Here is a 24703-nt window from a genome sequence, read left to right as displayed (position 1 = left end):
CCTGTTCAGTCATGAACGGTTTCTCCGGTTTTCTTACTTTTGAACATGTCCAGTGCCAGCATCACCGCGCCAACGGTGATGGCGCTGTCGGCGAAGTTGAACGCCGGGAAGTACCAGCGGTTCTGCCAGTGCACCAGAATGAAGTCGATTACATGGCCCAGGGCAATGCGGTCATAAAGGTTGCCCAGTGCGCCACCCAGAACCAGCGCCAGCGCGATGGCCAGCCAGGTTTCATTGCGACCCAGGCGCTTGAGCCAGACCACCAGCACCGCACTGACCGCAATCGCGATCAGCGCGAACAGCCAGCGCTGCCAGCCTGAGCTGTCCGCGAGGAAGCTGAACGCAGCGCCGGTGTTGTAGGCCAGTGTCCAGCTGAAGTAATCAGGGATGATCACGATCTGCTGGAACATCTCGAGCTTGCCTTCGAAGTAGAACTTGCTGGCCTGGTCGATAACCAGAACCAGCAAGCTCAACCAGAGCCAGCTCAGCCGTCCGAAACGGCCAACGGCATTAGGCATAGTGACGAACCTCGCCGGCGCCATCGATGTTGTCCACGCAACGGCCGCAGATTTCCGGATGCTCCGGATTCACGCCGACGTCTTCGCGGCAGTGCCAGCAACGGGCACATTTCGGGAAGGCGGACTTGACGATCTTCAGCTTCAGGCCGCTGACTTCGGTGGCCACAGCATCAGCCGGAGCCTGCACGAACGGCGCAACAGTGGCCGTCGAGGTGATCAGGACAAAGCGCAGCTCGTTGCTCAGTTTGGCCAGGTCGGCGGTCAGCGCGTCTTCTGCGAACAGCGTCACTTCGGCTTGCAGGTTGCCACCGACGGCCTTGGCCGCGCGCTGGATTTCCATCTCTTTGTTGACCGCGACCTTCACTTCCATGATGCGATCCCAGTACTCGCGACCCAGCTCGAAGCCTTCCGGCAACTCGGTCAGGCCTTCGTACCAAGTGTTGAGCATCACCGATTCGTTGCGCTCGCCCGGCAGGTATTGCCACAGTTCGTCGGCGGTGAAGGCCAGGATCGGTGCGATCCAGCGCACCAGCGCTTCGGAGATGTGGAACAGCGCGGTCTGGCACGAACGACGGGCCTTGCTGTCGGCGCCAGTGGTGTACTGGCGATCCTTGATGATGTCGAGGTAGAAACCACCCAGCTCCTGCACGCAGAAGTTGTGGATTTTCGAGTAGACGTTCCAGAAACGGTATTCGCCGTAGCTCTCTTTCAGCTCGTTCTGCAGCAGCAGGGTGCGATCCACGGCCCAGCGATCGAGCGCCAGCATTTCTTCAGCTGGCAGCAGGTCGGTGGCCGGGTTGAAACCGGTCAGGTTGGAAAGCAGGAAACGCGCGGTGTTACGGATACGGCGATAAGCGTCCGCACTACGTTGCAGGATCTGATCGGAAACAGCCATTTCGCCGGAGTAGTCGGTCGAGGCGACCCACAGACGCATGATGTCGGCGCCCAGGGTGTCGTTGACTTTCTGCGGCGCGATCACGTTGCCCAGGGACTTGGACATCTTGCGACCGGACTCGTCCACGGTGAAGCCGTGGGTTAGCAGCTCGCGATATGGCGCGTGGTTGTCGATGGCGCAACCGGTCAGCAGGGACGAGTGGAACCAGCCACGGTGCTGGTCGGAACCTTCCAGGTACAGGTCGGCACGCGGGCCGGTCTCGTGGCCCATCGGGTGTGAACCGCGCAGGACGTGCCAGTGCGTGGTGCCCGAGTCGAACCAGACGTCGAGGGTGTCGCTGATCTTGTCGTACTGCGGCGCTTCATCGCCCAGCAGCTCGGCAGCGTCGAGTTTGAACCAGGCTTCGATGCCTTCGACTTCGACGCGTTTGGCGACTTCTTCCATCAGCTCGACCGTGCGTGGGTGCAGTTCGCCGCTTTCCTTGTTCAGGAAGAACGGGATCGGCACGCCCCAGTTACGCTGACGGGAGATGCACCAGTCCGGACGGTTGGCGATCATCGAGTGCAGGCGCGCCTGGCCCCAGGCCGGCACGAACTTGGTGTCTTCGATGGCTTTGAGCGAGCGCTGGCGCAGGGTGTCGCCGGACACCGGCTCCTTGTCCATGCCGATGAACCATTGCGCAGTGGCGCGGTAGATCAGCGGGGTCTTGTGACGCCAGCAGTGCATGTAGCTGTGTTCGATGACGGTGGTGTGCATCAGCGCACCGACTTCGGTGAGTTTTTCGACGATGGCCGGGTTGGCCTTCCAGATGAACTGGCCGCCGAAGAACTCCAGCGACGGCACGTAAACGCCGTTGCTCTGTACCGGGTTGAGGATGTCGTCGTTGACCATGCCGTATTTCTTGCAGGTCACGAAGTCGTCCACACCGTAGGCCGGGGCGGAGTGAACCACGCCGGTGCCGGCGCCCAGTTCCACGTAGTCGGCCAGGTACACCGGCGACAGACGGTCGTAGAACGGATGACGGAAGTTGATCAGCTCCAGCGCCGACCCCGGCGCGGTGGCCAACACGGTGCCTTCAACGCCGTAACGGGTCAGGCAGGACTCGACCAGCTCTTCAGCCAGCACCAGCAGCTTGTCGCCGATGTCGACCAGCGCATAGGTGAATTCCGGGTGAACGTTGAGTGCCTGGTTGGCCGGGATGGTCCACGGGGTGGTGGTCCAGATCACGATCGAGGCAGGTTTGCTCAGCGATGGCAGACCGAACGCGGCGGCCAGTTTGGCCTCGTCAGCGATCGGAAAAGCCACGTCGATGGTCGAGGACTTCTTGTTCTCGTACTCGACTTCCGCTTCGGCCAGGGCCGAACCGCAATCGAAGCACCAATTCACAGGCTTCAAGCCCTTGAACACGAAACCGCCCTTGACGATTTCGGCGAGGGCGCGGATTTCACCGGCCTCGTTCTTGAAGTCCATGGTCTTGTACGGGTTGGCGAAGTCGCCCAGCACGCCGAGACGGATGAACTCGGACTTCTGCCCTTCGATCTGCTCGGTGGCGTAGGCACGGCACAGCTCGCGGGTCTTGTCCGCGCCCAGGTTCTTGCCGTGGGTCACTTCAACCTTGTGCTCGATCGGCAGGCCGTGGCAGTCCCAACCCGGAACGTACGGCGCGTCGAAGCCCGACAGGGTCTTCGAGCGGATGATCATGTCCTTGAGAATCTTGTTCAGTGCGTGACCGATGTGAATCGTACCGTTGGCGTACGGAGGGCCGTCGTGCAGGACGAACTTCGGACGATCCTTGCCAATCTCGCGCAACTTTCCGTACAGGCCAATACTGTCCCAGCGCTGCAGGATTTGCGGTTCGCGCTGTGGCAGGCCGGCCTTCATTGGGAAGGCGGTGTCCGGAAGGTTTAGCGTGGCTTTATAGTCGGTCATTTAAGGCTCTTCATTAGCGATGGGCGCTAGGTGCGGCTAGTGCACGGGCGGCGGCGACATCCGCATTGATCGCCGTTTTCAGTGCCTCCAGGGAGGCGAAACGCTGCTCTTCACGCAGCTTCTGGTGGAAAACCACCGTCAAACGCCGGTCATACAGATCGCCGGCAAAATCTAAAAGATGAACTTCAAGGTGGGCCTTGCCATCACCTTGCACCGTGGGCCGCACGCCGATATTGGCGACGCCGGGCCAGGTCTTGCCGTCGATATCGACGTCGACCAGGTAAACCCCGGTGAACGGCACGCGACGGCGTTTCAGTTGAATATTCGCCGTGGGCGTACCCAACTGGCGGGCCAGTTTCTGGCCATGCAGCACGCGACCGGCAATCCGGTACGGGCGACCGAGCAACCGCTCGGCCAAGGCAAAATCGGCGGCGGCCAACGCGTTGCGTACCTGGGTGCTGCTGACGCGAATGCCATCCAGCTCGACGGTTTGCGCAGCTTCCACGGTGAAACCGTGGACCTGGCCGGCCTGCAACAGGAAATCGAAATCGCCGAGACGGTCGCAACCGAAGCGGAAATCGTCACCGACCTCCAGATGCTGCACGCCGAGGCCATCGACCAGGATGGTATCGACGAACTCGCTGGCGCTGAGTTTGCTCAGGCGCTGGTTGAAGGCCAGGCACAAGACCCGGTCGACGCCTTCGGCCGCCAGCAGTTGCAGCTTGTCGCGCAACCGGGCCAGGCGCGCGGGCGCGGTCTCCGGGGCAAAGAACTCCCGTGGCTGCGGTTCAAAAATCACCACGCAGCTGGGTACACCCAACTCGAGCGCACGCTCACGCAGTCGGGCCAGAATGGCCTGGTGACCACGGTGAACACCGTCAAAGTTGCCAATAGTGGCGACGCAGCCCCGATGCTGGGGGCGCAGATTGTGGAGGCCTCGAACCAGCTGCATAACGCGCTTCTTGCTCATAAAGTGGCCGATTATAACCACACCCGACGGCCGACGACAGGCAACACCGTAACCCAAAGTGTTCGAGCCGACAAAACTGCCGGCTCGCGTCCGTTTTTCAAGGGTAAAACCTCAGCTCAACGCCTTGCGATTGAAGTCACGCAGGCGGAAACCGAGCAACAGCAACATGCCGAAATAAGCGACCACGCCAGCAACCACTAGCACGCCCAGGCGCAGGAAACGCTCAAGCATGTGGCCCTGATCCCACGCGGGCATGAAATGCATGCCGATCAGCAGCACTCCCGACATCACCGCCACAGCGACCAACAGCTTGAAACCGAACTTCAGCCAGCCTGGCTGCGGCTGATACATCTGTTGCTTGCGCAGTTGATAGAACAGCAGGCCGGCGTTCAGGCAGGCACCGGCACTGATCGCCAACGCCAGACCGGCGTGCGCCAGCGGGCCGATCAATACCAGGTTGAACAGCTGAGTAACCACCAAGGTGAAGATTGCGATTTTTACCGGTGTACGGATGTTTTGTTGCGCATAGAAGCCTGGCGCCAACACTTTGATCACGATAATACCGAGCAGACCGACAGAATAGGCAATCAACGCCCGCTGGGTCATGGCCGCGTCAAATCCGCTGAACTGGCCATACTGGAACAGTGAAACGGTCAACGGCTCGGCCAGAATCCCCAGCGCCAGCGCACACGGAAGCACCAGCACGAAGCACAGGCGCAGACCCCAGTCGAGAATCCGCGAATATTCGTGGCGATCCTTGCTGGCGTAGGTCTTGGCCAGTGTCGGCAGCAGGATAGTGCCCAACGCCACACCCAGCACGCCGGACGGCAATTCCATCAGACGATCGGCGTAGTACATCCACGACACCGAACCTGCTACCAGAAACGAGGCGAAGATGGTGTTGATGATCAGGGAAATCTGACTGACCGAGACACCAATGATCGCCGGCAACATCTGCTTCATCACCCGCCAGACACCGGTATCACGCAGATTAAGGCGCGGCAGCACCAGCATGCCGATCTTTTTCAGGTGCGGCAGTTGATAGAGCAACTGCGCCAGGCCGCCGACCAGCACCGCCCAGCCGAGGGCCATGACCGGTGGATCGAAGTACGGCGTCAGGAACAGCGAAAACACGATCATGCTGACGTTGAGTAGAGTCGGCACGAATGCCGGCACCGAGAAACGGTTCCAGGTATTGAGGATCGCACCCGCCAGCGAAGACAGGGAGATCAGCAATATATAGGGGAAGGTCACTCGCAGCAGGTCGGAGGTCAGCTGGAATTTTTCCGGCGTATCGGTGAAACCCGGCGCCGTGGCCCAGATCACCCAGGGCGCGGCGATCATGCCCAGCGCAGTGACCAGCGCCAGTACCAGCGTCAGCAGGCCGGAAACGTACGCAATAAAGGTGCGGGTCGCCTCTTCGCCCTTCTGGCTTTTATATTCGGCCAGGATCGGCACAAAAGCCTGGGAAAATGCCCCCTCGGCGAAGATCCTGCGCAGCAGATTGGGCAGTTTGAAGGCGATGAAGAAGGCGTCGGTCGCCATTCCGGCGCCGAAAGTGCGGGCGATGAGTGTGTCGCGAACGAACCCGAGAATCCGGGAAAGCATCGTGATAGAGCTGACGGCGGCCAACGATTTGAGCAGATTCATTGAAGGAATGTGTGCCTGTCGATAAACAGCAGGCGAATAACGCGCCCACTTGTGCGATACTCCGCGCCGCAACAGCACAGAGCCAAAGCTCGCGAGTTTACAGGTCAAGCGCCGGAAATAAATATCCCGCCTCTTTATACCTACCACTTAGCGGAACGTCTCAAGCGCCCTTGACAAGACATCTCTTCATCGGCATGATTCGCGGCCTATTTTGTTTGCTATTTCCTAAAAAGTCTTTCGAGGAGCTCGACGGTGGCCAACTCACCTTCCGCCAAAAAACGTGCAAAACAGGCTGAGAAGCGTCGCAGCCACAACGCCAGCCTGCGTTCCATGGTTCGTACCTACATCAAGAATGTAGTTAAAGCCATCGACGCAAAAGACGCTGAAAAAGCTCAAGCTGCATACGTTCTGGCTGTGCCTGTTATCGACCGTATGGCCGATAAAGGCATCATCCACAAGAACAAGGCTGCTCGTCATAAGAGCCGTCTGAATGGTCACGTCAAGGCACTGAAAGCTGCTGCCTAAGCGACGTAATCATTAAAAAACCGACCCAAGGGTCGGTTTTTTATTGCCTGCGATTTGCCAAAAGCAACGCAAAAAAAAGAGGAGCCAACCGACTCCTCTATTTATTTACATCCAAATCAATGAACTGGCGCCCACGGCAGAATCGGTATCGCCGTCACCGCATTTTGCGGGCTACCCTCGATCAGACGATCGCTATAGACCAGATACACCAGCGTATTGCGCTTCTTGTCGAGGAAACGCACCACCTGCATCGTCTTGAACACCAGCGAAGTGCGCTCCTTGAACACCTCTTCGCCATCCTTCAATTCACCCTTGAAGTTGATTGGCCCGACCTGACGGCAAGCTATGGACGCCTCGGCACGATCCTCGGCCAGACCCAACCCACCCTTTACACCGCCCGTCTTGGCGCGGGACAGATAGCAGGTCACACCCTCAACCTTCGGATCATCGAATGCCTCGACCACAATCCGGTCGTTCGGCCCGACAAATTTGAACACCGTCGACACTTGGCCGATTTCCTCGGCCGAGGCCAGCAACGGCAACGCCATCAGCAAGCCCAAAAATCCTTTTGCCATACGCATCGCGTTTTTCCTTACACCAGAATCAGGTTGTCACGGTGAACCAGTTCCGGCTCAGCCATGTAACCCAGCAAACCGACAATCGCATCCGACGACTGACCGATGATTTTTTGTGCTTCCAGCGCGCTGTAGTTAGCCAGACCACGGGCAATCTCACGACCGTCCGGCGCCACGCAAACCACCATTTCGCCGCGACGGAAACTACCCTGAACCAGTTTGACGCCAACCGGCAGCAGACTTTTATTGCCTTGGGACAACGCGGAAACCGCACCGTCATCCAGCACCAGCGTGCCACGGGTCTGCAGGTGACCGGCCAGCCACTGCTTGCGCGCCGCCAGCATGCCGCGCTCGGGCGACAGCAACGTACCAATGCGCTCACCCGCTTTCAGACGATCGAGCACGCGCTCCAGACGCCCGCCAACAATGATGGTGTGCGCCCCGGAGCGCGCCGCCAGACGCGCCGCGCGCAATTTGGTCTGCATGCCGCCTCGACCCAGCGCACCACCAGTGCCGCCGGCCACCGCATCCAGGCTCGGATCATCGGCGCGCGCTTCGTAAATAAGCTGTGCATCAGGATTGTTGCGCGGATCAGCGTCGAACATACCGTCGCGATCCGTCAGGATCACCAGCAGATCAGCCTCGACCAGATTCGCCACCAGCGCTGCGAGCGTGTCGTTGTCGCCGAAACGGATTTCGTCGGTGACCACGGTGTCGTTTTCGTTAATTACCGGGATGACCTTCAGCTCGACCAGCGCACGCAAGGTGCTGCGGGCGTTCAGGTAGCGCTTGCGGTCGGACAGGTCGTCATGGGTCAGGAGAATCTGCGCGGTGTGTCGGCCATGCTCGGCAAAGCTCGATTCCCAGGCCTGCACCAAGCCCATCTGACCGATTGCTGCAGCGGCCTGAAGCTCGTGCATCGCACTGGGTCGAGCGGTCCAGCCCAGGCGACTCATGCCCGCCGCCACTGCCCCTGAGGACACCAGCACCAGCTCGACGCCGGCCTCATGCAAAGCCACCATCTGCTCGACCCAGACACCCATTGCCGCGCGATCCAGCCCTTTGCCATCCGCTGTCAGCAAAGCGCTGCCGATCTTCACGACCCAACGCTGCGCACCTGTCACCTTGCTCCGCATCATCTTCAACCTTAGCTTGAGGGCAGCGCGACCTGGCACTGCCCGTGACGTTATTCGTGATTCTTCGTGACCAACAATCGATTTCCAGATACTAAAACGCCGCTCGATTGAGCGGCGCTTAAGTTTACTGCAACGAATCAGTCACGCACGTAAATGATTTCCGGACCGTCTTCATCATCCACATCTTCTTCGTCCCAATCATCGTCACCGATGTCGTGGACCGACTTCACGCCACTGCGACGCAGGGCACGCTTGTCATCCAGCGCCTGCAACTGCGCACGGGCTTCGTCTTCGATGCGCTGATCGAGGTCGGCGAGCTCTTCCTTGTAGGCCGGGTCATTGGCCAGTCGATCGGCACGATCTTCCAGATAACGCATGATGTCGCGCGTCAGGCGCTCGGTGCCTTCTTTGGCGATGGCCGAGATCACGTAGACCGGACCGGTCCACTCCAGACGATCGACGATTTCCTTGACCCGCGCTTCGTGCTCTTCTTCGAGGATCTGGTCGCACTTGTTCAGCACCAGCCAGCGATCACGCTCGGCCAGCGACGGACTGAACTTGATCAGCTCGTTGACGATCACTTCAGCGGCGTCCGGCGCACTGCTTTCATCCAGAGGCGCCATGTCGACGAGGTGCAGCAACAGACGGGTACGCGCCAGGTGCTTGAGGAAACGGATCCCCAGACCGGCACCGTCGGAAGCGCCTTCGATCAGACCCGGAATGTCGGCGATGACGAAGCTCTTCCAGCGATCGACGCTGACCACACCCAGATTTGGCACGAGCGTGGTGAACGGGTAATCGGCGACTTTCGGCTTGGCAGCCGACACCGAACGGATAAAGGTACTTTTACCGGCATTCGGCAGCCCCAGCAGACCGACGTCGGCCAGCACTTTCATTTCCAGCTTCAGATCGCGCTGCTCGCCCGGCTTACCCGGCGTAGTCTGGCGCGGCGCACGGTTGGTACTGGATTTGAATCGGGTGTTACCCAGACCGTGCCAACCACCCTGAACCACCATCAGTTTCTGACCGGCCTTGGTCAGGTCACCGATGACTTCCTGGGTAGCGGAGTCGATCACGGTAGTGCCGACCGGCACGCGCAGGATCAGGTCTTCACCCTTCTTGCCGGTGCAGTCGGTGCTGCCGCCGTTGGAGCCACGCTCGGCATCGAAGTGCCGGGTGTAACGGTAGTCCACCAGGGTGTTAAGGTTTTCGTCGGCCATCATGAAGATGGAACCGCCGTCACCGCCGTCACCACCGTTCGGGCCACCGTTTTCAATGAATTTTTCCCGACGAAAACTCATGCAGCCATTGCCGCCGTCGCCAGCCTTTACGCGGATCGATACTTCATCAACAAACTTCATAACCAACGCCTCTCGCCGTACGGACGAGCCGAAAAACAATCAAGACATAAGACTCTTGCAAAAATGAGCGCAGCGACCCCAATCCACGACCTGCATCGCACGCCGGCAGCCCATACAAACAGCTTTGCAAGAGACTCACCCCACAAACGAAAAAGCCCCGTCGCAAGACAGGGCTTCTCCAGCACTCTCGCAGTTAGGCTGCGACAACGCTCACGTAACGACGACCGAAGGCGCCTTTTACTTCAAACTTGATCACGCCTTCGATTTTCGCGAAGAGGGTGTGATCTTTACCCATGCCAACGCCGTAGCCAGCGTGGAATTGGGTGCCGCGCTGACGCACGATGATGTTGCCGGCCTTGATGACCTGGCCGCCATACATCTTCACGCCAAGGCGTTTGGCTTCTGAGTCGCGACCGTTACGGGTACTACCACCAGCTTTTTTGTGTGCCATGAGTTCAATTCTCCTAGTGAGGAATTAGGCTGTAATTAAGCCTGAATACCGGTGATTTTGATCTCGGTGAACCACTGGCGGTGGCCCATACGCTTCATGTGGTGCTTACGGCGACGGAACTTGATGATGCGGACTTTATCGTGACGACCTTGGGAGATCACTTCAGCCTTGACGGTTGCGCCAGCAACAACAGGTGCGCCGATGTTCACGTCGTCGCCGTTGGCGACCAACAGAACGCGGTCAAAAGTCACGGATTCGCCAGTAGCGACTTCCAGTTTTTCGATCTTCAGGTATTCACCTTCAGCGACCTTGTATTGCTTACCGCCGGTAACGATTACTGCGTACATGGTATTTCTCCGATAATCCTGCTCACCCAGCTCTTTATAAGAAGAGGTATTGGCTGGCATGGCTGCATGGGGCTGGAACGGCCCAAGTGCAATTGCGTAAGGCAGGTGCTGCCCAGGAAGTTCAGGGTGCGCGATTGTACGCAAGCCTTCGAAGTCATGCAAGGGGCCGTCCATCGCGCCTTGACAGGCCCGGACGTGGGTCCTAGCATGCCGCGCAACCCTTCTGGAGCACCTGTCGCTGATGCAACCCCAAGCTTTCTACCGCGCGGTGGCGGACGATTTTAGCGCCGTCGACGGCATCATCAAGAAGCAGCTGACTTCCCGAGTGCCGCTGGTATCGAAAATCGGCGATTACATCACGTCGGCCGGCGGCAAACGCCTGCGTCCTTTATTGGTGCTGCTGTGTGGCAAGGCCCTGGGTCGCGAAGGCGACGACATGCGCCTGCTGGCCGCCACCATCGAATTCCTGCACACCGCGACCCTGCTGCATGACGACGTGGTCGACATGTCCGGCATGCGCCGTGGCCGTTCGACCGCCAACGCCATGTGGGGCAACGCCCCGAGCGTACTGGTCGGCGACTTCCTGTACTCGCGCTCGTTCGAAATGATGGTCGAACTGGGCTCGATGCCGGTGATGAAGATCCTGTCCCAGGCCACGCGCATCATCGCCGAAGGCGAAGTGCTGCAGCTGTCCAAGGTTCGCGACGCCAGCACCACCGAAGAAACCTACATGGAAGTCATCCGCGGCAAGACCGCGATGCTCTTCGAAGCGTCGACCCACAGCGCCGCCGCGCTGGCCGGTGCCACCGCCGAGCAGAGCGAAGCCCTGCGCACCTTCGGTGACCACCTGGGCGTGGCGTTCCAGCTGGTCGACGACCTGCTCGACTACAAGGGCGACGCCGAAACCCTGGGCAAGAACGTCGGTGACGATCTGGCCGAAGGCAAGCCGACCCTGCCGCTGATCTACACCATGCGCGAAGGCACGCCAGAGCAAGCCGCACTGGTACGCCAGGCGATCCAGAAAGGCGGGATCGAAGACCTGGAAAGCATCCGTATCGCCGTGGAAGCCTCCGGTTCGCTGGAGTACACCGCGCAACTGGCCCGCGATTACGTGGCCCGCGCGATCAAGTGCCTCGACGCGCTGCCGGCCAGCGAATACCGCGATGCACTGGTTGAGCTGAGCGAGTTCGCGGTCGCCCGTACGCACTGATCAACGCCGCATCATCATAAAACCGCAGCCTCCGCCGGAGCCTGCGGTTTTTTGTTGCCTGCCATCGGCGGCTAAAACCCTATACAATGTGCGACTTTTAGTGATCCCCTCTCCAAGGAGCCTTAGTGAGCACGTTGCCACCCTGCCCGAAATGCAATTCCGAATACACCTACGAAGACGGCACCCAACTGGTGTGCCCGGAGTGCGCCCACGAGTGGTCTGCCGGCGGTGAAGCCGAAGTGGCGTCCGATGACGCCGTGAAGAAAGATTCGGTCGGTAACGTCCTGCAGGACGGCGACACCATCACCGTGATCAAGGACCTGAAGGTCAAGGGCACCTCGCTGGTGGTCAAGGTCGGCACCAAGGTCAAGAACATCCGCCTGTGCGATGGCGATCACGACATCGACTGCAAGATCGACGGCATCGGCCCGATGAAACTCAAATCCGAGTTTGTCAGAAAAGTCTGAGTCTGCTGTCTTCCATCCCGCGCCCGCCGTGGGATGGAGCTTCGCCCTCCCCCGCATCCCCCAACAAATCCTCGCAATAGCCAAACGCCAGCCGTTTTGACCTTACGCAATCTTTACCCGCAAAAAATCACAAACCGCCAATAGGCGCTTGCTATTTGACGAATAAGAATTATTCTCATTTAAACCTTTTCAATGGAGATGAGAACCATGACTTATTTGATCGACGCCTGGCTGGATCGCCCGCACCCGTACCTCAGGATCCTGCATCGGGAAACCGGTGAAGTTTGCGCCGTACTGGAAGAAGAAGCCCTGCACGAGTTGCAGGATCAAGGGGATCTGGACGTCAGCGGCCTGAGTTCCAGCGAGCCGTTGGTGCTCAAGGAGCTGGTGCGCAATCTGTTCCTGTTCTGCTATGCCCGGGCCTTGCGCCCGACCAGTGAACTGCACAACAAGATCGAAGTATGAGAACGACGGAGAAACCCTGCACAAGCCACGCTTGTGCAGGGTAACGGGATTACAGAACGTCGAGCAGCTCGACGTCGAACACCAGAACGCTGTGCGGCGGGATGCTGCCAACGCCTTGAGCGCCGTAGGCCAGCTCGCTCGGCACGTACAGACGCCATTTGCTGCCGGCATTCATCAGTTGCAGGGCTTCGGTCCAGCCAGCGATAACGCCACCCACCGGGAATTCAGCCGGCTGGCCACGCTCGTAGGAGCTGTCGAACACGGTGCCGTCGATCAGCGTGCCGTGGTAGTGAGTACGCACGGTGTCTTCGCGGGATGGCTTGGCGCCTTCACCTTGAGTCAGCACTTCGAATTGCAGACCGGAAGCCAGCGTGGTGATGCCGTCTTTCTTGGCGTTTTCAGCCAGGAACGCACGGCCTTCACCAGCGGCGGCTTCAGCCTTGGCAGCGGCTTCGGCTTGCATGATCTCGCGGATCACTTTGAAGCTGGCGGACAGCTCTTCCTGACCCACGCGGCTTGGCTTGCCGGCGAATGCGTCAGTCAGACCGGCCAGGATGGCGTCCAGGCTGACACCCGGTGGCGGGTTGTCGCGCAGCTGGTCACCCAGTTGACGGCCGATGCCGTAGCTGACGCGGGTTTCGTCGGTGGACAGATTTACTTCGGACATGACACTGCTCCGCTGTGCGGACGGCCTCAGGACATGCCGTGCGTACACAGCGCGTCCCGGCGCGCCCGGAACCAAAAGGGCGAGCAGACTAGCACAGATGCTCCGGCATTGATCAGGCCCTCGGGCCTACAGCGCGGATCGCCAGGCCAGCGGCACCTTCAGGCTTTCTTCGGCACTGGCGCCAAGACCGCACATTTCATCGTGCACCGAGGTGTGCACCAGGTTGAACGGCAGCACCGGCAAGTCATGCAGCACATCCCGGGCATGCTCGACCGAACGCAGCGTCAGCATTTTCCCCTGTGCATCGCTCAGCGGGTACGCCGCACCATGCATCCGGGCTTCGAGCAGATAGATTCCGCCTTCCATGGAGATCAGATTCAGTTCGTCGACCTTTCTGGCGACGGCAAACGCATTCAACTCTTGCAGGTTCATGAACGCACCTCACGCGGTGGCGAGCCTTGAGACCTACAGGGATATGCCTCGGCGCCACAAAGCACAAGTCACAAACGACACCGCCCGTCTGTTTCGCAACAGACGGGCGGTTTTGTTACAGCCTTCGACACCTCATCAATGCTTGGTGAGCTTGTCCAGGTAACCCATGGCAAACGCCGAAACCACGAAGGTCATGTGGATGATCACATACCACATCAGGTGCTCGGGATCGACGTTCTTGGCGTCCATGAAGATCCGCAGCAGGTGGATCGAGGAGATCGCCACGATCGACGCCGCCACTTTCATCTTCAGCGACGAGGAGTCCATGGTGCCCAGCCAGCTGAGCTTCTCTTTGCCTTCATCGATGTTCAGCTCGGACACGAAGTTCTCGTAGCCGGAAATCATCACCATCACCAGCAAGCCACCGACCAGCGCCATGTCGATCAGCGACAGCAGCACCAGAATCAGCTCGGACTCGGCCATGGAGAAGACGTTGGGAATGACATGAAACACTTCCTGGAAGAATTTCAATGCCAGCGCCAGCAGCCCCAGGGACAGCCCGATGTAGATCGGCGCCAGCAGCCAGCGCGTGGCGTACATTGCATTTTCGATAAAGCGTTCCATTGACTCTCACACAAAAAGGGTTGAAATCGGCGGCGAGTATACCAGCCGCCCATGACAGCCAGAAACCGCTCGAAAATCCGCCACCTGCACGTGTGTGTCAAAGTTTTTCTGCTAGTGTCCAAATGATTGACAGCCCAGCGACAGTGGACAGGACGACTGGAAATGGATGTGCGATTGCCGATAACGACTGCCGGAATTTGCTTCGCCCTGTTGCTGGGCGGGTGCTCGCCCGGCGATGAAAAACCCGTCGTCAGCCTCGAAGAAAAGACCGCGCAGTTCGAGCAATCGCTGGACGCCATCACCGACCCGAAACTCAAGGACGCCGTGACCGAACTCGGCGGTTCGCTACTGTTGCTCGAACGCGCACAACAGAAGCTCGACAACAAACCGCCCCGAACCGAATACGGCGAAGACGCCCTCGGCGTACTCCGGCACTACCCGACACCCCAGGCACTGGTCGACACCTTCATCAATGGCCTGTTTGTGTTGCACAAGGATTCCAGCTCCGATTACCTCACCGATCTGCAACCAGTGTTCCCCTTTGTGCTCAACATCCCCGGCGGTTTTCTGTTCCCCCATGGCGTGGAATGGCAATCGGTAACCCTGAGCAACAAACGGGTCATCGCGTATCAGCCGGAATGGTCGGAAACCGATCCGGGCATTCAGTTGAGCCCGTCCAGCTCCAACGTCACCAACCCCGATGATTTGACCGTCACCTACCCGTTCATCGAAGGGCTGAATGTCGACAAGAAGAACCTGCCGCGCCCGGTCAGCCTGCAAGGCCGGGTGGATGTCATCGCCCCGAAACGCCTGCACAGTTTCAATCTGGATAAAAAAGACGTCGGCCAGACCCGCTCTGACGGCAACCTCAGCGTGACCCTGCTGAAACTGGATACGCACTACGCCGAACTCGAGTTCAGCAACCAGCTGCCGCTCGCCCCGGAAGTCGCCAATACCCGGCTCAATCCGTTGATCGTCCAGGCCCGCGACTCGACGGGCCAGTATCTGGTGCGTGCCGGCGCCATCAACGAAAACCCCGAACAGGTGGCGTTCTATCAAAAGCAGCTGGCTTATCTGCAACAGCAAAAAGCCTGGAGCGAGGCGCTGGAAAAAAAACTGGACGATGAACAACAGGCCTTTGAGCAACAGCACCCGCGCCACTACAACAAGGTGTACTTCAACGGCCCGATCGACACCCTTGAAGTCAGCCTGCTGGATTTTTCCGAAGCGACCGTCACCCGCAAGGCGCTGGATCTGCCCGTGCGCGAGTTCGATCCGCACACCACGGAAAAAACCGTGCAGCCGCTGGACCTGCCGATCACCGTCTACGACGACCAGGCGCCCGACTGGCTCAAGGGCGCATCCCTGACAGAAGAACAGCTGAAAAGCGGCGTTCATATCCGCCAATCGGTTGAAGAACCAAGCGCCGCGCGCATCGAGTTCGACCACCGCAAAACCTTCAATGATGAAATGCTCGGCGACGACTTCAGCCCCGGCGAAAGCCCGGTGACGTTTTTCACTGAAAAACACAACGGCAAACTCGACGAGCCCATCGAACTGCCGCCCGAGGCATACCAGGTCGATCCGCTGCAGGCGACCATCACCTACGACCTGAATCTGTTCCCGGAAACCCCGGCGATTGCCGTCGGCTCGATGCCATTGTTCCTGGCCGCAGTGGACAAAAAGGCTTATGAAGCCAAGGCCCTGCCCAAAGGTCTGGAAATCAGGAACAACGCCTTGGTGGTGGATTTGAAGCGATTCCCCGCCAACGAATGGCGATTCTTCGTCAAGGACGACAGCGGTCATTACCTGAAGCAGATTCTGTCGGTCAGTCACGACGCGAGCGCGGAAGGGCCGGCGTTATTCGGCGTGCATTATTTCTACGGCCATCCGACGCACGTGGAAACCTACCAGCGAACCGACCTCGCCACCGTGCAATACGGCTTCGAGGTCAAACTCGACAAAGCGCAGACCCAGGGCGCAGCGCCCTGATCGGCACTGGTGATCGACGCTGACGCTAATGGTCGAAAGTGCCGATGCTGCGTCCGCGTCCACCATTGATCTGCCGCAACTGCGCCTGCAGATGCAACGACCAGATCTGTGGATCATTGGCCAGTTCATAGCCGTGCATCGTCAGGCTTTCAACGATGGTGTCGAGAATCGACTCGGCGGCGATAGGCCCGTGAAACGGGCCCTGAGCCTTGATGGCGGAAGGTTGTTCACCGGCCATGCCGGCGGCGAAGAGCAGCGTCCACATGCCGTTATCGCCGGCCAACGGCTTGATGGCGCATTCGATACGGGTCACAAGACCCAGGCATTGACGGGTGAGGCAGAGGTTGCGCGACATGGCGGCGACCCTCGGTAAAGCCGGTGTTCAGCCCTTGCTGAAGAGCTGTTTCGATCCAGTGATACTGTCGATGTCCTTGAGCAGAGAATAGAAGAAAAGTCCGGCGCGCAAGCCGCGCAGAACCAGAAGGCGCCGAATGGTCATTGTGTGAATATTGACGCCAGAGTGATGGCACTTTTGCTCGAAACTCATCCAAAACAAATGTGGGAGCGAGCTTGCTCGCGAAAGCGTTTTATCAGGCAACGTATTCGTAGACTGGCAGGACGCCTTCGCGAGCAAGCTCGCTCCCACAGGGAACAACAGTAACGAGATCAGGCCGGTTTTGCCTCAGCCAGCGCCTCCTGCACCAGTTCCTTCTCGGCCTCTTTCAGATCGTCTTCGCTGATCATCTCGGCAATCACTCGCAGGCGCTCCACCACCCGCGCATTGACGCTGCCTTCGGGGAATTCGCCTTCCTCGTTCGGCTCACCGGCCGGCTCGCCCACCAGCAGGCTCAACGCTTCATCGGCCTGGCGCACCGCGTAAACATGGAACTGCCCGGCACGCACCGCCGCCAACACCTTCTCGTCGAGCATCAGCGTGGCGACGTTGGCCTGCGGAATGATCGCACCCTGCTCGCCCGTCAAACCGCGTGCTTCGCAGAGACGGAAGAAGCCTTCGATCTTTTCGTTGACCCCGCCCACTGCCTGCACTTCACCGAACTGGTTGATCGAACCTGTGATCGCGAAGCACTGCTTGAGCGGGGTTTTCGACAACGCAGAAATCAACGTGCACGCCTCGCCCAGCGACGCACTGTCGCCATCGACGTAGCCGTAGGATTGCTCCAGCGCGATGCTCGCGGAAATCGCCAGCGGGAATTCCTGGGCGTAACGGCTGCCCAGATACCCGGTGAGAATCATCACGCCCTTGGAGTGGATCGGCTGACCGAGGTTGACCTCGCGCTCGATGTCGACGATGCCGCTGCCGCCCGGGTACACCGTGGCGGAAATCCGCGCCGGCACACCGAACGCCGAGTCGCCGACTTCGAGCACGGTCAGGCCGTTGCACTTGCCGACTGCGGCGCCGTCGGTGTCGATCAGAATGATCCCCGCCAGCATGTCGTCGAGAATCCGCGCCGAGACACGACCGGTGCGGGTGGCCTTGGCCTTGAGCGCACGCTCGATGTGGCCGGCGTCGGTCATTTCATCGTTGGCCAGATGCCGGATGAAATCCGCCTCGCTGACCAGCTGGAACAGATCGCCGATCCGCGCCGACAAACGCCCCTGATGCTCGGCCAGGCGCGCACTGTAGGTCGCCAGACGCGCCACCGCGTCGGCGGTCAGCGGCGCCATGCCTTCTTCCGATGTACGGGTTTTCAGCAACTGGGCGAACTGCTCAAGGCTTTCATCGACCATCGGGATGTCTTCGTCGAAGTCCACCAGAACGCGGAACATCTCCTGGAAGTCCGGATCGAGGTCTTGCAGCGTGTAATACAGCTGACGCGCACCGATGATGATCACTTTGACCTGCAACGGAATGTGTTGCGGGGTGAGCGTCACGGTGGCGAAACGGCCCATCTCGCCCAGCGGCGATTCCATCTTCAGCTTGCGCGATTGCAGGGCGCGCTTGAGCGCATCCCATACGAACGGCTCGCCGAGCATTTTTTCCGCTTCAAGGATCAGGAAACCGCCGTTGGCGCGGTGCAACGCACCCGGGCGCAACTGGCGATAAGTGGTGTAGAGCGCGCCCTGATCGGTGGTGTACTCGATGCGGCCGAACAGGTTTTCATAGGTCGGATGCGGTTCGAACACCACCGGCGCACCGCCGCTGGCCGGATGACCGACCACCAGACTCGGCGCGTATTGCTCTTCCAGCAGCTTGCGCGCGGCCGCGTCGGTCTTGCTGTCGTCGACCAGTTGCTCGACCACGGTTTTCAGCAGATACACCTGCATCGCTTGCAGGTAACCGCAGACGGCAGCGTTTTCCGCGTACTTTTCCGACAGCGGTGCGAGCAAGGGCTGCAAGGCCAGGGTGATGGTTTCTTCGTTGAGCTGACGCAGCTGGTTGTTCGACTCGCGCTTCCATTGCGGCAGGCTGGCGAGCTCTTCGTTCAGGCGCTCTTCAAGGCTGGAAATATCGTCGTGAAAGCGTTCGCGCTCGGCTTCCGGCAATTGGGCGAATTCAGCTTCATCCAGCGCCTTGCCTTCGAGCATCGGGGTGAAGGCGATGTTGCTGCTGTCGCGATACAGGGCGACGTCTTTTTCCAGGGCCAGGCGCTCGATGACGTCCAGTGCCTTGTCGTAGCGCTGGTTGAAGGCGCGATCGATGGCGCTCTTCTTCTGCTGGTAGGACGGGTGCTCGAAAACCGCAGGAAAGGTCGCCAGCAGGTTGTCGATCAGACCGTTGATATCGCCGATGAACGCAGCGGCGCTGCCCGACGGCAACTCCAGGGCGCGAGGTTCGCGCGGCTCATCGAAATTGTTGACGTAGACCCAGTCCGCCGGGGTCTGCAGGCGTTTGCCTTCGGCTTTCAGGTAGCGTTTGACGAACGAGAAACGGCCGGTGCCGGGCTCGCCCATGACGAATACGTTGTAACCGGGGCGTGGCATGGCCACACCGAACTGCAAGGCTTCGACCGCACGTTCCTGGCCAAGCACACCGCGAAAGGGCTCCAGATCATTGGTGGTAGTGAAGCTGAACTGTTCAGCGGAAAACGGACGGGTCAGCGCTTCGGGCGCTAGACGCAAGCTGGCAGCAACAGGATCAGGCATCGGGCTTCCTTAACAATCAGGCGGGGCAGATAGCGGCATTCTGGCGTTGCCCGTGCCCCACTGGCAAGGCGCGCCATACGACAAAGCATAGACAACCGGCCTGCCTGCACTCGGGCCCCGCCAAACCGGGGTTTATTCCAAATATTGTGCAAAAACTCACGGAACCCTCGGAACGTGCCTAAACTCCAAACTGCGCGGCTGGAACTAATACCGGCCCACTGGCTTCGTCTGGATCTGTTTCGTACAGAGCTTGGGGGCCAGAACCCTGTCCATTGGTATGCACATAAAGAGAACAAAGCTATGAAACGGATTCTTCTCGGTACTCTCTTCACCGCTGTATCCATCAACGCGATGGCGCAAGCTCCAGGGGGCCCGGATTGCGGTTGGGGCAACATGCTGTTCGAAGGTCAGCGTGGCACCCCGGCTCACTTCCTGGCATCCACCACCAACGGCACCTCCGGCAACGCCACCTTCGGCATGACGTCCGGCACCAACGGTTGCTCCACCAACGCTTCGCTGACTTACGGCGGCAAATCCTGGTTTGCCATGAATGGCATGATGAACGAGCTGTCCGAAGACATGGCAAAAGGCAACGGCGAAGCGCTGACGACCTATGCCGTGGTACTGGGCGTGGCGCCGGAAGACCGTGCGCACTTCGCCGCCGTCACTCACGAGCACTTCCAGCAGATCTTCAGCAAGGCTGACGTGACCGCCGAAGACGTGCATACCAACACCCTGGCCGTCCTGAAGGCAGACCCACGTCTGGCCAAGTACGCGACTCAGGCTTAAGCTCGACCCACCCGCTTCCTTCGGGAAGCGGGTTTTATTTTTTCGGCCCGCCCTCCTTGGGTCTTTGTTTCTTTCGACTTAAGTTGCCATTTATGCTCAAACGCCTTGCCTGGCTGGCGCTGTGTGTCTGCGCCCCGCTGTCCGCCGCGCCCCACATCGACCCTCAACGTTTGCAGCAACTGGCCAACGACCGTTTCTGGATTTCCCTCGGTCATTACGAAACCGCCAAGCTCGGCGGCTGGCGCAGCTACGTCAGCGACAAAAAATTCTTCCTCGCCCCCGATGGCAACGAACACCCCGACCATGAACTGGCCGCCACCGTGCAAGCGCTGTACGCCCCCGCCAGTCTCGGTGAGCAACACGCCCAGTGCGTCTACCCGGCACGCACCCGCTGGTTGAAAGATCAACTCAAGCTGACCGACCTGCCGACGCCGGACTGCGCCGAATTCAAGAAATGGTTCAAGGACGTCTCGCCCCACAGCGCGGTGATGATTTTCCCGGCGGCCTACCTCAACAGCCCGTCGTCGATGTTCGGCCACACCCTGCTGCGCATCGACCAGGCTGACGTACAAAGCGACAAGACTTCGCTGCTCAGTTACGCGATCAATTTCGGCGCCTACATCGAAGGCTCGGACAACAGCATTCTTTACGCCTGGAAAGGCCTGATGGGTGGTTATCCGGGGCTGTTCGCGCTGGTGCCGTATCAGGAAAAACTCTCGGAATACCGCAGCCTGGAAAACCGCGACCTGTGGGAATACCGGCTCAATCTGACGCAAGCCGAAACCGCGCGAATGGTCGAGCATGTGTGGGAGTTGAAGCAGGTCCAGTTCGACTATTTCTTCTTCGATGAAAACTGCTCCTATCGTCTGCTCGAACTGTTGCAGGTCGCCCGTCCGAGTCTGCGCCTGACCGAACAATTCCCGCTGACCGCGATCCCCACCGACACCGTCAAAGCGGTGAAGGAAGCCGGGCTGGTCGAGCACATCGAATATCGCCCGTCCCGCGAGCGTGAATTGCTCAGCCGCGCCGAGCCGCTGAGCGGTGAGGAACAGGACTGGGTGCTGAAAGTCAGCGCCGATCAACAGCAATTGCAGGATCCGACGTTCAAGGCACTGCCCCGGGATCGCCAAGCGCTGATCATCGACGCGGCGTATCGGCTGGAACGCTACCGCGCCAACGGCCAGGAACGTGATCCGCAGCGGGCGCAGCGCAGTTTCGAATTGCTGCGGGCGATCAACAAGAACCCGGCGCCGGAGCTGCAAATTTCGCAACCGGGCCTGCCCGAGGACGGCCACGAATCGCGCACCTGGCAGGCAGGTCTCGGCACTCGCGGTGACCGCGCGTTCGGCGAGTACGGCTTGCGCATGGCCTATCACGACCTCAACGACAACGCCGAGAGTTTCCCCCTCGGCGCACAGATCGAAATCCTGCAGATGAAGCTGCGCCAGTACGAAGGCAATCACTGGCAATTCCAGCAACTGGACCTGGCGACTATCCGCTCGCTGACGCCGCGCAACGCGCTGCTGCAGCCGCTGTCTTGGCAAGTCACCGGGGGTCTTGAACGTGTGCCGGGCAAGCATGACGACGAAACCCTGGTCAGCCACGTCAACGGTGGTGGTGGCGGCACCTGGGCGCTGGGTGACGATGTGCTGGGTTTTGCCCTCGGCACGGTGCGCGTTGAACACAACAATGATTTCGCCGAGTTCGTTTCCCCTGCAGGCGGTTTCAATACCGGCGTATTGTGGAAAAACCCGCTGGGCAATCTCAGCCTGGAGGCCAAAGGCGATTACTTCTTCAATGGTGAAGTGCGCCGCAGCCTGAGTCTGAACCAGCAGTGGGAATTGTCGCGCAACCTCGGCCTGCGCCTGAGCGCCCAACGTGAGTTCAGCCATCTGGCAACACCGGAGACCGAGGTGATGCTGGAAGTGAAGTGGTATCACTACTGATCCCGAACATTTCCTTGAACCTGTGGGAGCGGGCTTGCCCGCGATGAGGCCATCAGACTCAACATCTCTGTTGACTGATCATTCGCTATCGCGGGCAAGCCCGCTCCCACAGGGATCTCCACTGGTTAACGAATTACTGACAGGCCTTTCACCAAAGCCCGACGAATCACCTTCTACACTTTCCCTATCAGCCGTATGACGGCTCGGGAGAGTGTGATGTGGCGGTGTGCGGTTTTTGCGGGCGTGTTGCTGTTGCTGGGTGGCTGTCAGAGCACCCACGAAGATCTGATCGCCAAGGGTTATCCACCGGCGTTTGCCGACGGTTTCGATGACGGTTGCATCAGCGGTCGTCAGGCGGCCGGCTCGATCAGCGGCGAGTTTCGCAAGAACGTGCCGCGCTATCTCAAGGACAAGCAATACGCCGAGGGCTGGAGCGACGGCTTCCGCCAATGTCAGGCTATGCTGGAAAACAAGGATCGCGAAGAGTATCGCAACGAACACTGGGATGAGCGCGAGCGCGCCTGGCAGCAAGAGAAGGATCAGGGCGCCGCGCGGGCTTATCGTTCGCAGTAGGTCGTTTCCAGACATCCAGCGAAACCTTTTGCCTGCGACCATGGCCCAACGGTTGTAACAGGAGCCCATCATGAGTCGCGCCTTCGTCAACGAAGACAACGCCGCTGCGCAAGCCGACCAGCCGGTCGAACGGCAGGTCAGCACACAGCCCAATTACGTTACGCCGCAAGGCCTTGCCCAGTTGCAGGCGAAAGTCGCCGAACTGCAAACCCTGCACGCCGAACAGTCCGCCAAGGGCGAACAGGCCGACAAGCAGCGGCTGGCCGATCTCGAACGGGATTTGCGTTATTTCAATCAACGGGTCGGCAGCGCCCAGGTCGCGCCGGCCCCGACATCTACCGACAAAGTGCAGATCGGCAGCTGGGTGACCTACGCCGACGAACACGACACGGAACGCCGGGTGCAACTGGTCGGCGAAGATCAGGCCGATGCCGCCAACGGCCTGATCAACTGGGCCTCACCGCTGGGCCGCGCACTGCTTGGCGCGCGGCTCAACGATGAAGTGCTGTGGCAGCGCCCGGCCGGAGATCAACTGATTGAAGTGATCCGCATCGAGCGCTCTTGAACCCCGTTGCTTAAACCACGCCTTGGGCGAGCATCGCGTCGGCCACTTTGACGAAGCCCGCGATGTTCGCGCCTTTGACGTAATTGATGCGGCCGTTTTCCTCTCCGTAATGCACGCAGGCGTGGTGGATCGACTGCATGATCCCGTGCAACTTGCTGTCCACCTCGCCGCCCGTCCACAGCAGGCGCATGGCGTTCTGCGACATTTCCAGACCGCTCACCGCCACGCCGCCGGCATTCGAGGCCTTGCCCGGCGCAAACAGAATGCCGGCTTCGATAAAGAGATCCACAGCCTCGAGGGTGGTCGGCATGTTCGCGCCTTCGGCCACACACACGCAGCCATTGCGCAGCAAGGTGCGGGCGGATTCGGCGTCGAGTTCGTTCTGGGTCGCGCATGGCAGCGCGATATCGCACGGCAACGACCATGGCAACTGACCGGCGCGGAACTCCAGGCCGAATGCCGCCGCCAATTCGCTGATCCGCCCGCGCTTGACGTTCTTCAGTTCCAGCAGCGCCAGCCACTGCTCTTCGCTCAGGCCGGCCTCGCAATACAACGTGCCTTCGGAGTCGGACAGGGAAATCACCTTGCCGCCCAGGTCCATCACCTTGCGAGCCGCGTACTGCGCAACGTTGCCGGAACCGGAGATCGCCACGCGCTTGCCTTCGACGGTCTGCTCGCGGCGCTTGAGCATTTCCTCGGCGAAATACACACAACCGAAACCGGTGGCTTCCGGACGGATCAGGCTGCCGCCGTAGGTCATGCCCTTACCGGTCAGCACGCTGGTGAACTGGTTGCTCAGGCGTTTGTATTGGCCGAACAGGAATCCGATCTCCCGTGCGCCGACACCGATATCTCCTGCCGGCACGTCCACGTCGGCACCAATGTGGCGGTACAGCTCGCTCATGAACGCCTGGCAGAAACGCATGACTTCAGCGTCGCTCTTGCCCTTCGGATCGAAGTCCGAGCCACCCTTGCCGCCGCCCATGGGCAATGAGGTCAGGGAGTTCTTGAAGGTCTGTTCGAAGGCGAGGAATTTCAGCACGCCCATGTTCACCGAAGGATGGAAGCGCAAACCGCCCTTGTACGGGCCGATGGCGCTGTTCATCTGGATGCGGAAACCGCGATTGACCTGGACCTTGCCCTGATCGTCGACCCACGACACCCGGAAAACCACCGCCCGCTCCGGCTCGCAGATGCGCTCCAGAATCCCCGAGGTCAGATAGTGCGGATTGGCTTCGAGAAACGGCCACAGGCTGCGCAGGACTTCTTCGACGGCCTGGTGGAATTCGGGTTGATCCGGATCGCGCTTTTTCAGACGGGCGAGGAAGGATTCGACGGATTCGATCATAGGAAAAGTCTCAGCAAATTTGTTGTCGTTGGAGGAGATTGAGCCGGACTGTAACAAACGACATGTACACAGCAACAGACAAAAATGTCGCATTTATGAAAACAAATAGTACACACGTTATAAAACAGTCTGCATCGCAGGCAAAAAAAAGCGGAGTCCGAAG

The 24703-nt window shown here is 59.7% G+C and carries 24 protein-coding genes; 9 read left to right on the top strand and 15 right to left on the bottom strand.

What is annotated here, in order from left to right; translation table 11 throughout:
- Positions 1–5: 5 nt before the first annotated feature.
- The 4 genes from lspA to murJ form a co-directional block, all read right to left on the bottom strand.
- Positions 6–518 carry a signal peptidase II gene (gene lspA / locus CAF63_RS24555; RefSeq protein ID WP_007959539.1) on the bottom strand — a complete coding sequence of 171 codons (513 nt, stop codon included), beginning with the start codon at positions 516–518 and terminating at the stop codon, positions 6–8.
- Positions 511–3342, bottom strand: a complete 2832-nt coding sequence (ileS, locus tag CAF63_RS24550; protein WP_085689732.1) for an isoleucine--tRNA ligase — start codon at positions 3340–3342, stop codon at positions 511–513. The genes lspA and ileS overlap by 8 nt, the downstream gene beginning before the upstream one ends.
- Positions 3343–3355: 13 nt before the next feature.
- Entirely contained in the window at positions 3356–4294 is a 939-nt protein-coding gene (gene ribF / locus CAF63_RS24545; protein WP_003228347.1) for a bifunctional riboflavin kinase/FAD synthetase, read from the bottom strand.
- Positions 4295–4423: 129 nt separating this feature from the next.
- Positions 4424–5962 carry a murein biosynthesis integral membrane protein MurJ gene (murJ, locus tag CAF63_RS24540; RefSeq protein ID WP_085689730.1) on the bottom strand — a complete coding sequence of 513 codons (1539 nt, stop codon included), beginning with the start codon at positions 5960–5962 and terminating at the stop codon, positions 4424–4426.
- Between the two features lie 252 nt (positions 5963–6214).
- On the opposite strand from murJ, the gene rpsT reads away from it, so the two are divergent.
- A complete protein-coding gene (gene rpsT / locus CAF63_RS24530) occupies positions 6215–6487 on the top strand; it encodes a 30S ribosomal protein S20 (RefSeq protein ID WP_011336008.1) in 273 nt (90 codons plus the stop codon).
- Positions 6488–6603: 116 nt separating this feature from the next.
- Here the strand turns inward: rpsT and CAF63_RS24525 are convergent, their stop codons facing one another.
- The 5 genes from CAF63_RS24525 to rplU all read right to left on the bottom strand — a co-directional run bounded on the left by CAF63_RS24525 (position 6604) and on the right by rplU (position 10357).
- Positions 6604–7068 (bottom strand): CreA family protein, encoded by a 465-nt coding sequence (locus tag CAF63_RS24525; protein WP_085689728.1) that lies wholly within the window; start codon positions 7066–7068, stop codon positions 6604–6606.
- An 11-nt stretch (positions 7069–7079) separates the two neighbouring features.
- The gene (gene proB / locus CAF63_RS24520) at positions 7080–8198 is read right to left on the bottom strand and encodes a glutamate 5-kinase (RefSeq protein WP_085689726.1); all 1119 of its coding nucleotides are present in this window, start codon (positions 8196–8198) and stop codon (positions 7080–7082) included.
- A 137-nt stretch (positions 8199–8335) separates the two neighbouring features.
- Complete coding sequence (cgtA, locus tag CAF63_RS24515) at positions 8336–9559, bottom strand: Obg family GTPase CgtA (protein ID WP_011336011.1); 1224 nt, start codon at positions 9557–9559, stop codon at positions 8336–8338.
- Positions 9560–9752: 193 nt separating this feature from the next.
- Complete coding sequence (rpmA, locus tag CAF63_RS24510) at positions 9753–10010, bottom strand: 50S ribosomal protein L27 (RefSeq protein WP_003228360.1); 258 nt, start codon at positions 10008–10010, stop codon at positions 9753–9755.
- A gap of 35 nt (positions 10011–10045) precedes the next feature.
- Positions 10046–10357 carry a 50S ribosomal protein L21 gene (gene rplU / locus CAF63_RS24505; protein ID WP_003228361.1) on the bottom strand — a complete coding sequence of 104 codons (312 nt, stop codon included), beginning with the start codon at positions 10355–10357 and terminating at the stop codon, positions 10046–10048.
- Between the two features lie 241 nt (positions 10358–10598).
- Here rplU and CAF63_RS24500 point away from each other — a divergent pair, with 241 nt between their 5' ends.
- The 3 genes from CAF63_RS24500 to CAF63_RS24490 all read left to right on the top strand — a co-directional run bounded on the left by CAF63_RS24500 (position 10599) and on the right by CAF63_RS24490 (position 12499).
- The gene (locus tag CAF63_RS24500) at positions 10599–11567 is read left to right on the top strand and encodes a polyprenyl synthetase family protein (RefSeq protein ID WP_007950962.1); all 969 of its coding nucleotides are present in this window, start codon (positions 10599–10601) and stop codon (positions 11565–11567) included.
- A gap of 125 nt (positions 11568–11692) precedes the next feature.
- Positions 11693–12034, top strand: coding sequence for a zinc ribbon domain-containing protein YjdM (locus tag CAF63_RS24495; protein ID WP_007950963.1), 342 nt, complete (start codon positions 11693–11695; stop codon positions 12032–12034).
- A 207-nt stretch (positions 12035–12241) separates the two neighbouring features.
- Positions 12242–12499 carry a hypothetical protein gene (locus CAF63_RS24490; RefSeq protein WP_007950964.1) on the top strand — a complete coding sequence of 86 codons (258 nt, stop codon included), beginning with the start codon at positions 12242–12244 and terminating at the stop codon, positions 12497–12499.
- A 49-nt stretch (positions 12500–12548) separates the two neighbouring features.
- On the opposite strand, the gene CAF63_RS24485 is transcribed toward CAF63_RS24490, so the two are convergent.
- The 3 genes from CAF63_RS24485 to CAF63_RS24475 form a co-directional block, all read right to left on the bottom strand.
- On the bottom strand, positions 12549–13166 hold the full coding sequence (locus CAF63_RS24485) for an FKBP-type peptidyl-prolyl cis-trans isomerase (RefSeq protein WP_085689724.1): 618 nt from the start codon (positions 13164–13166) through the stop codon (positions 12549–12551).
- A gap of 126 nt (positions 13167–13292) precedes the next feature.
- The gene (locus tag CAF63_RS24480; protein WP_085689722.1) at positions 13293–13598 is read right to left on the bottom strand and encodes a DUF6482 family protein; all 306 of its coding nucleotides are present in this window, start codon (positions 13596–13598) and stop codon (positions 13293–13295) included.
- Positions 13599–13733: 135 nt separating this feature from the next.
- Complete coding sequence (locus CAF63_RS24475; RefSeq protein WP_085689720.1) at positions 13734–14222, bottom strand: TIGR00645 family protein; 489 nt, start codon at positions 14220–14222, stop codon at positions 13734–13736.
- A 162-nt stretch (positions 14223–14384) separates the two neighbouring features.
- On the opposite strand from CAF63_RS24475, the gene CAF63_RS24470 reads away from it, so the two are divergent.
- A complete protein-coding gene (locus tag CAF63_RS24470) occupies positions 14385–16214 on the top strand; it encodes a hypothetical protein (protein ID WP_085689718.1) in 1830 nt (609 codons plus the stop codon).
- Positions 16215–16239: 25 nt separating this feature from the next.
- Here CAF63_RS24470 and CAF63_RS24465 read toward each other — a convergent pair whose 3' ends face one another.
- The gene (locus CAF63_RS24465) at positions 16240–16569 is read right to left on the bottom strand and encodes a hypothetical protein (protein WP_007950969.1); all 330 of its coding nucleotides are present in this window, start codon (positions 16567–16569) and stop codon (positions 16240–16242) included.
- A gap of 311 nt (positions 16570–16880) precedes the next feature.
- A complete protein-coding gene (locus tag CAF63_RS24460) occupies positions 16881–19319 on the bottom strand; it encodes a Lon protease family protein (RefSeq protein ID WP_085689716.1) in 2439 nt (812 codons plus the stop codon).
- Positions 19320–19619: 300 nt separating this feature from the next.
- Here CAF63_RS24460 and CAF63_RS24455 point away from each other — a divergent pair, with 300 nt between their 5' ends.
- The 4 genes from CAF63_RS24455 (at position 19620) to CAF63_RS24440 (ending at position 23192) form a co-directional block, all read left to right on the top strand.
- Positions 19620–20108, top strand: a complete 489-nt coding sequence (locus CAF63_RS24455) for a DUF3015 domain-containing protein (RefSeq protein WP_007950971.1) — start codon at positions 19620–19622, stop codon at positions 20106–20108.
- Between the two features lie 92 nt (positions 20109–20200).
- On the top strand, positions 20201–22054 hold the full coding sequence (locus tag CAF63_RS24450; protein WP_085689714.1) for a DUF4105 domain-containing protein: 1854 nt from the start codon (positions 20201–20203) through the stop codon (positions 22052–22054).
- Positions 22055–22270: 216 nt separating this feature from the next.
- A complete protein-coding gene (locus CAF63_RS24445) occupies positions 22271–22627 on the top strand; it encodes a hypothetical protein (protein WP_085689712.1) in 357 nt (118 codons plus the stop codon).
- Positions 22628–22697: 70 nt separating this feature from the next.
- Positions 22698–23192 carry a GreA/GreB family elongation factor gene (locus tag CAF63_RS24440; protein ID WP_085689710.1) on the top strand — a complete coding sequence of 165 codons (495 nt, stop codon included), beginning with the start codon at positions 22698–22700 and terminating at the stop codon, positions 23190–23192.
- Positions 23193–23202: 10 nt separating this feature from the next.
- Here the strand turns inward: CAF63_RS24440 and gdhA are convergent, their stop codons facing one another.
- Complete coding sequence (gene gdhA / locus CAF63_RS24435; RefSeq protein ID WP_085689708.1) at positions 23203–24540, bottom strand: NADP-specific glutamate dehydrogenase; 1338 nt, start codon at positions 24538–24540, stop codon at positions 23203–23205.
- Positions 24541–24703: the final 163 nt, after the last annotated feature.

It is taken from the genome of Pseudomonas sp. B20(2017) (assembly GCF_002113125.1).
In the GTDB taxonomy this organism is placed as follows: Bacteria; Pseudomonadota; Gammaproteobacteria; order Pseudomonadales; family Pseudomonadaceae; genus Aquipseudomonas.
The sequence above is the reverse complement of the archived record's forward strand: the minus strand, read 5'-3'. Positions and strand labels throughout refer to the sequence as shown.

Bases quoted from the DNA above. Each gene is read 5' to 3' on its own strand.
- CAF63_RS24455 (WP_007950971.1), top strand. From the start codon at position 19,620: ATGAAACGGATTCTTCTCGGTACTCTCTTCACCGCTGTATCCATCAAC.
- CAF63_RS24465 (WP_007950969.1), bottom strand. From the start codon at position 16,569: ATGTCGCGCAACCTCTGCCTCACCCGTCAATGCCTGGGTCTTGTGACC.
- CAF63_RS24525 (WP_085689728.1), bottom strand. From the start codon at position 7,068: ATGCGTATGGCAAAAGGATTTTTGGGCTTGCTGATGGCGTTGCCGTTG.
- ribF (WP_003228347.1), bottom strand. From the start codon at position 4,294: ATGCAGCTGGTTCGAGGCCTCCACAATCTGCGCCCCCAGCATCGGGGC.
- CAF63_RS24485 (WP_085689724.1), bottom strand. From the start codon at position 13,166: ATGTCCGAAGTAAATCTGTCCACCGACGAAACCCGCGTCAGCTACGGC.
- CAF63_RS24440 (WP_085689710.1), top strand. From the start codon at position 22,698: ATGAGTCGCGCCTTCGTCAACGAAGACAACGCCGCTGCGCAAGCCGAC.
- CAF63_RS24500 (WP_007950962.1), top strand. From the start codon at position 10,599: ATGCAACCCCAAGCTTTCTACCGCGCGGTGGCGGACGATTTTAGCGCC.
- CAF63_RS24475 (WP_085689720.1), bottom strand. From the start codon at position 14,222: ATGGAACGCTTTATCGAAAATGCAATGTACGCCACGCGCTGGCTGCTG.
- rplU (WP_003228361.1), bottom strand. From the start codon at position 10,357: ATGTACGCAGTAATCGTTACCGGCGGTAAGCAATACAAGGTCGCTGAA.
- rpmA (WP_003228360.1), bottom strand. From the start codon at position 10,010: ATGGCACACAAAAAAGCTGGTGGTAGTACCCGTAACGGTCGCGACTCA.
- CAF63_RS24480 (WP_085689722.1), bottom strand. From the start codon at position 13,598: ATGAACCTGCAAGAGTTGAATGCGTTTGCCGTCGCCAGAAAGGTCGAC.
- CAF63_RS24445 (WP_085689712.1), top strand. From the start codon at position 22,271: ATGTGGCGGTGTGCGGTTTTTGCGGGCGTGTTGCTGTTGCTGGGTGGC.
- CAF63_RS24460 (WP_085689716.1), bottom strand. From the start codon at position 19,319: ATGCCTGATCCTGTTGCTGCCAGCTTGCGTCTAGCGCCCGAAGCGCTG.
- CAF63_RS24490 (WP_007950964.1), top strand. From the start codon at position 12,242: ATGACTTATTTGATCGACGCCTGGCTGGATCGCCCGCACCCGTACCTC.
- cgtA (WP_011336011.1), bottom strand. From the start codon at position 9,559: ATGAAGTTTGTTGATGAAGTATCGATCCGCGTAAAGGCTGGCGACGGC.
- lspA (WP_007959539.1), bottom strand. From the start codon at position 518: ATGCCTAATGCCGTTGGCCGTTTCGGACGGCTGAGCTGGCTCTGGTTG.
- murJ (WP_085689730.1), bottom strand. From the start codon at position 5,962: ATGAATCTGCTCAAATCGTTGGCCGCCGTCAGCTCTATCACGATGCTT.
- CAF63_RS24470 (WP_085689718.1), top strand. From the start codon at position 14,385: ATGGATGTGCGATTGCCGATAACGACTGCCGGAATTTGCTTCGCCCTG.
- CAF63_RS24450 (WP_085689714.1), top strand. From the start codon at position 20,201: ATGCTCAAACGCCTTGCCTGGCTGGCGCTGTGTGTCTGCGCCCCGCTG.
- gdhA (WP_085689708.1), bottom strand. From the start codon at position 24,540: ATGATCGAATCCGTCGAATCCTTCCTCGCCCGTCTGAAAAAGCGCGAT.
- proB (WP_085689726.1), bottom strand. From the start codon at position 8,198: ATGCGGAGCAAGGTGACAGGTGCGCAGCGTTGGGTCGTGAAGATCGGC.
- ileS (WP_085689732.1), bottom strand. From the start codon at position 3,342: ATGACCGACTATAAAGCCACGCTAAACCTTCCGGACACCGCCTTCCCA.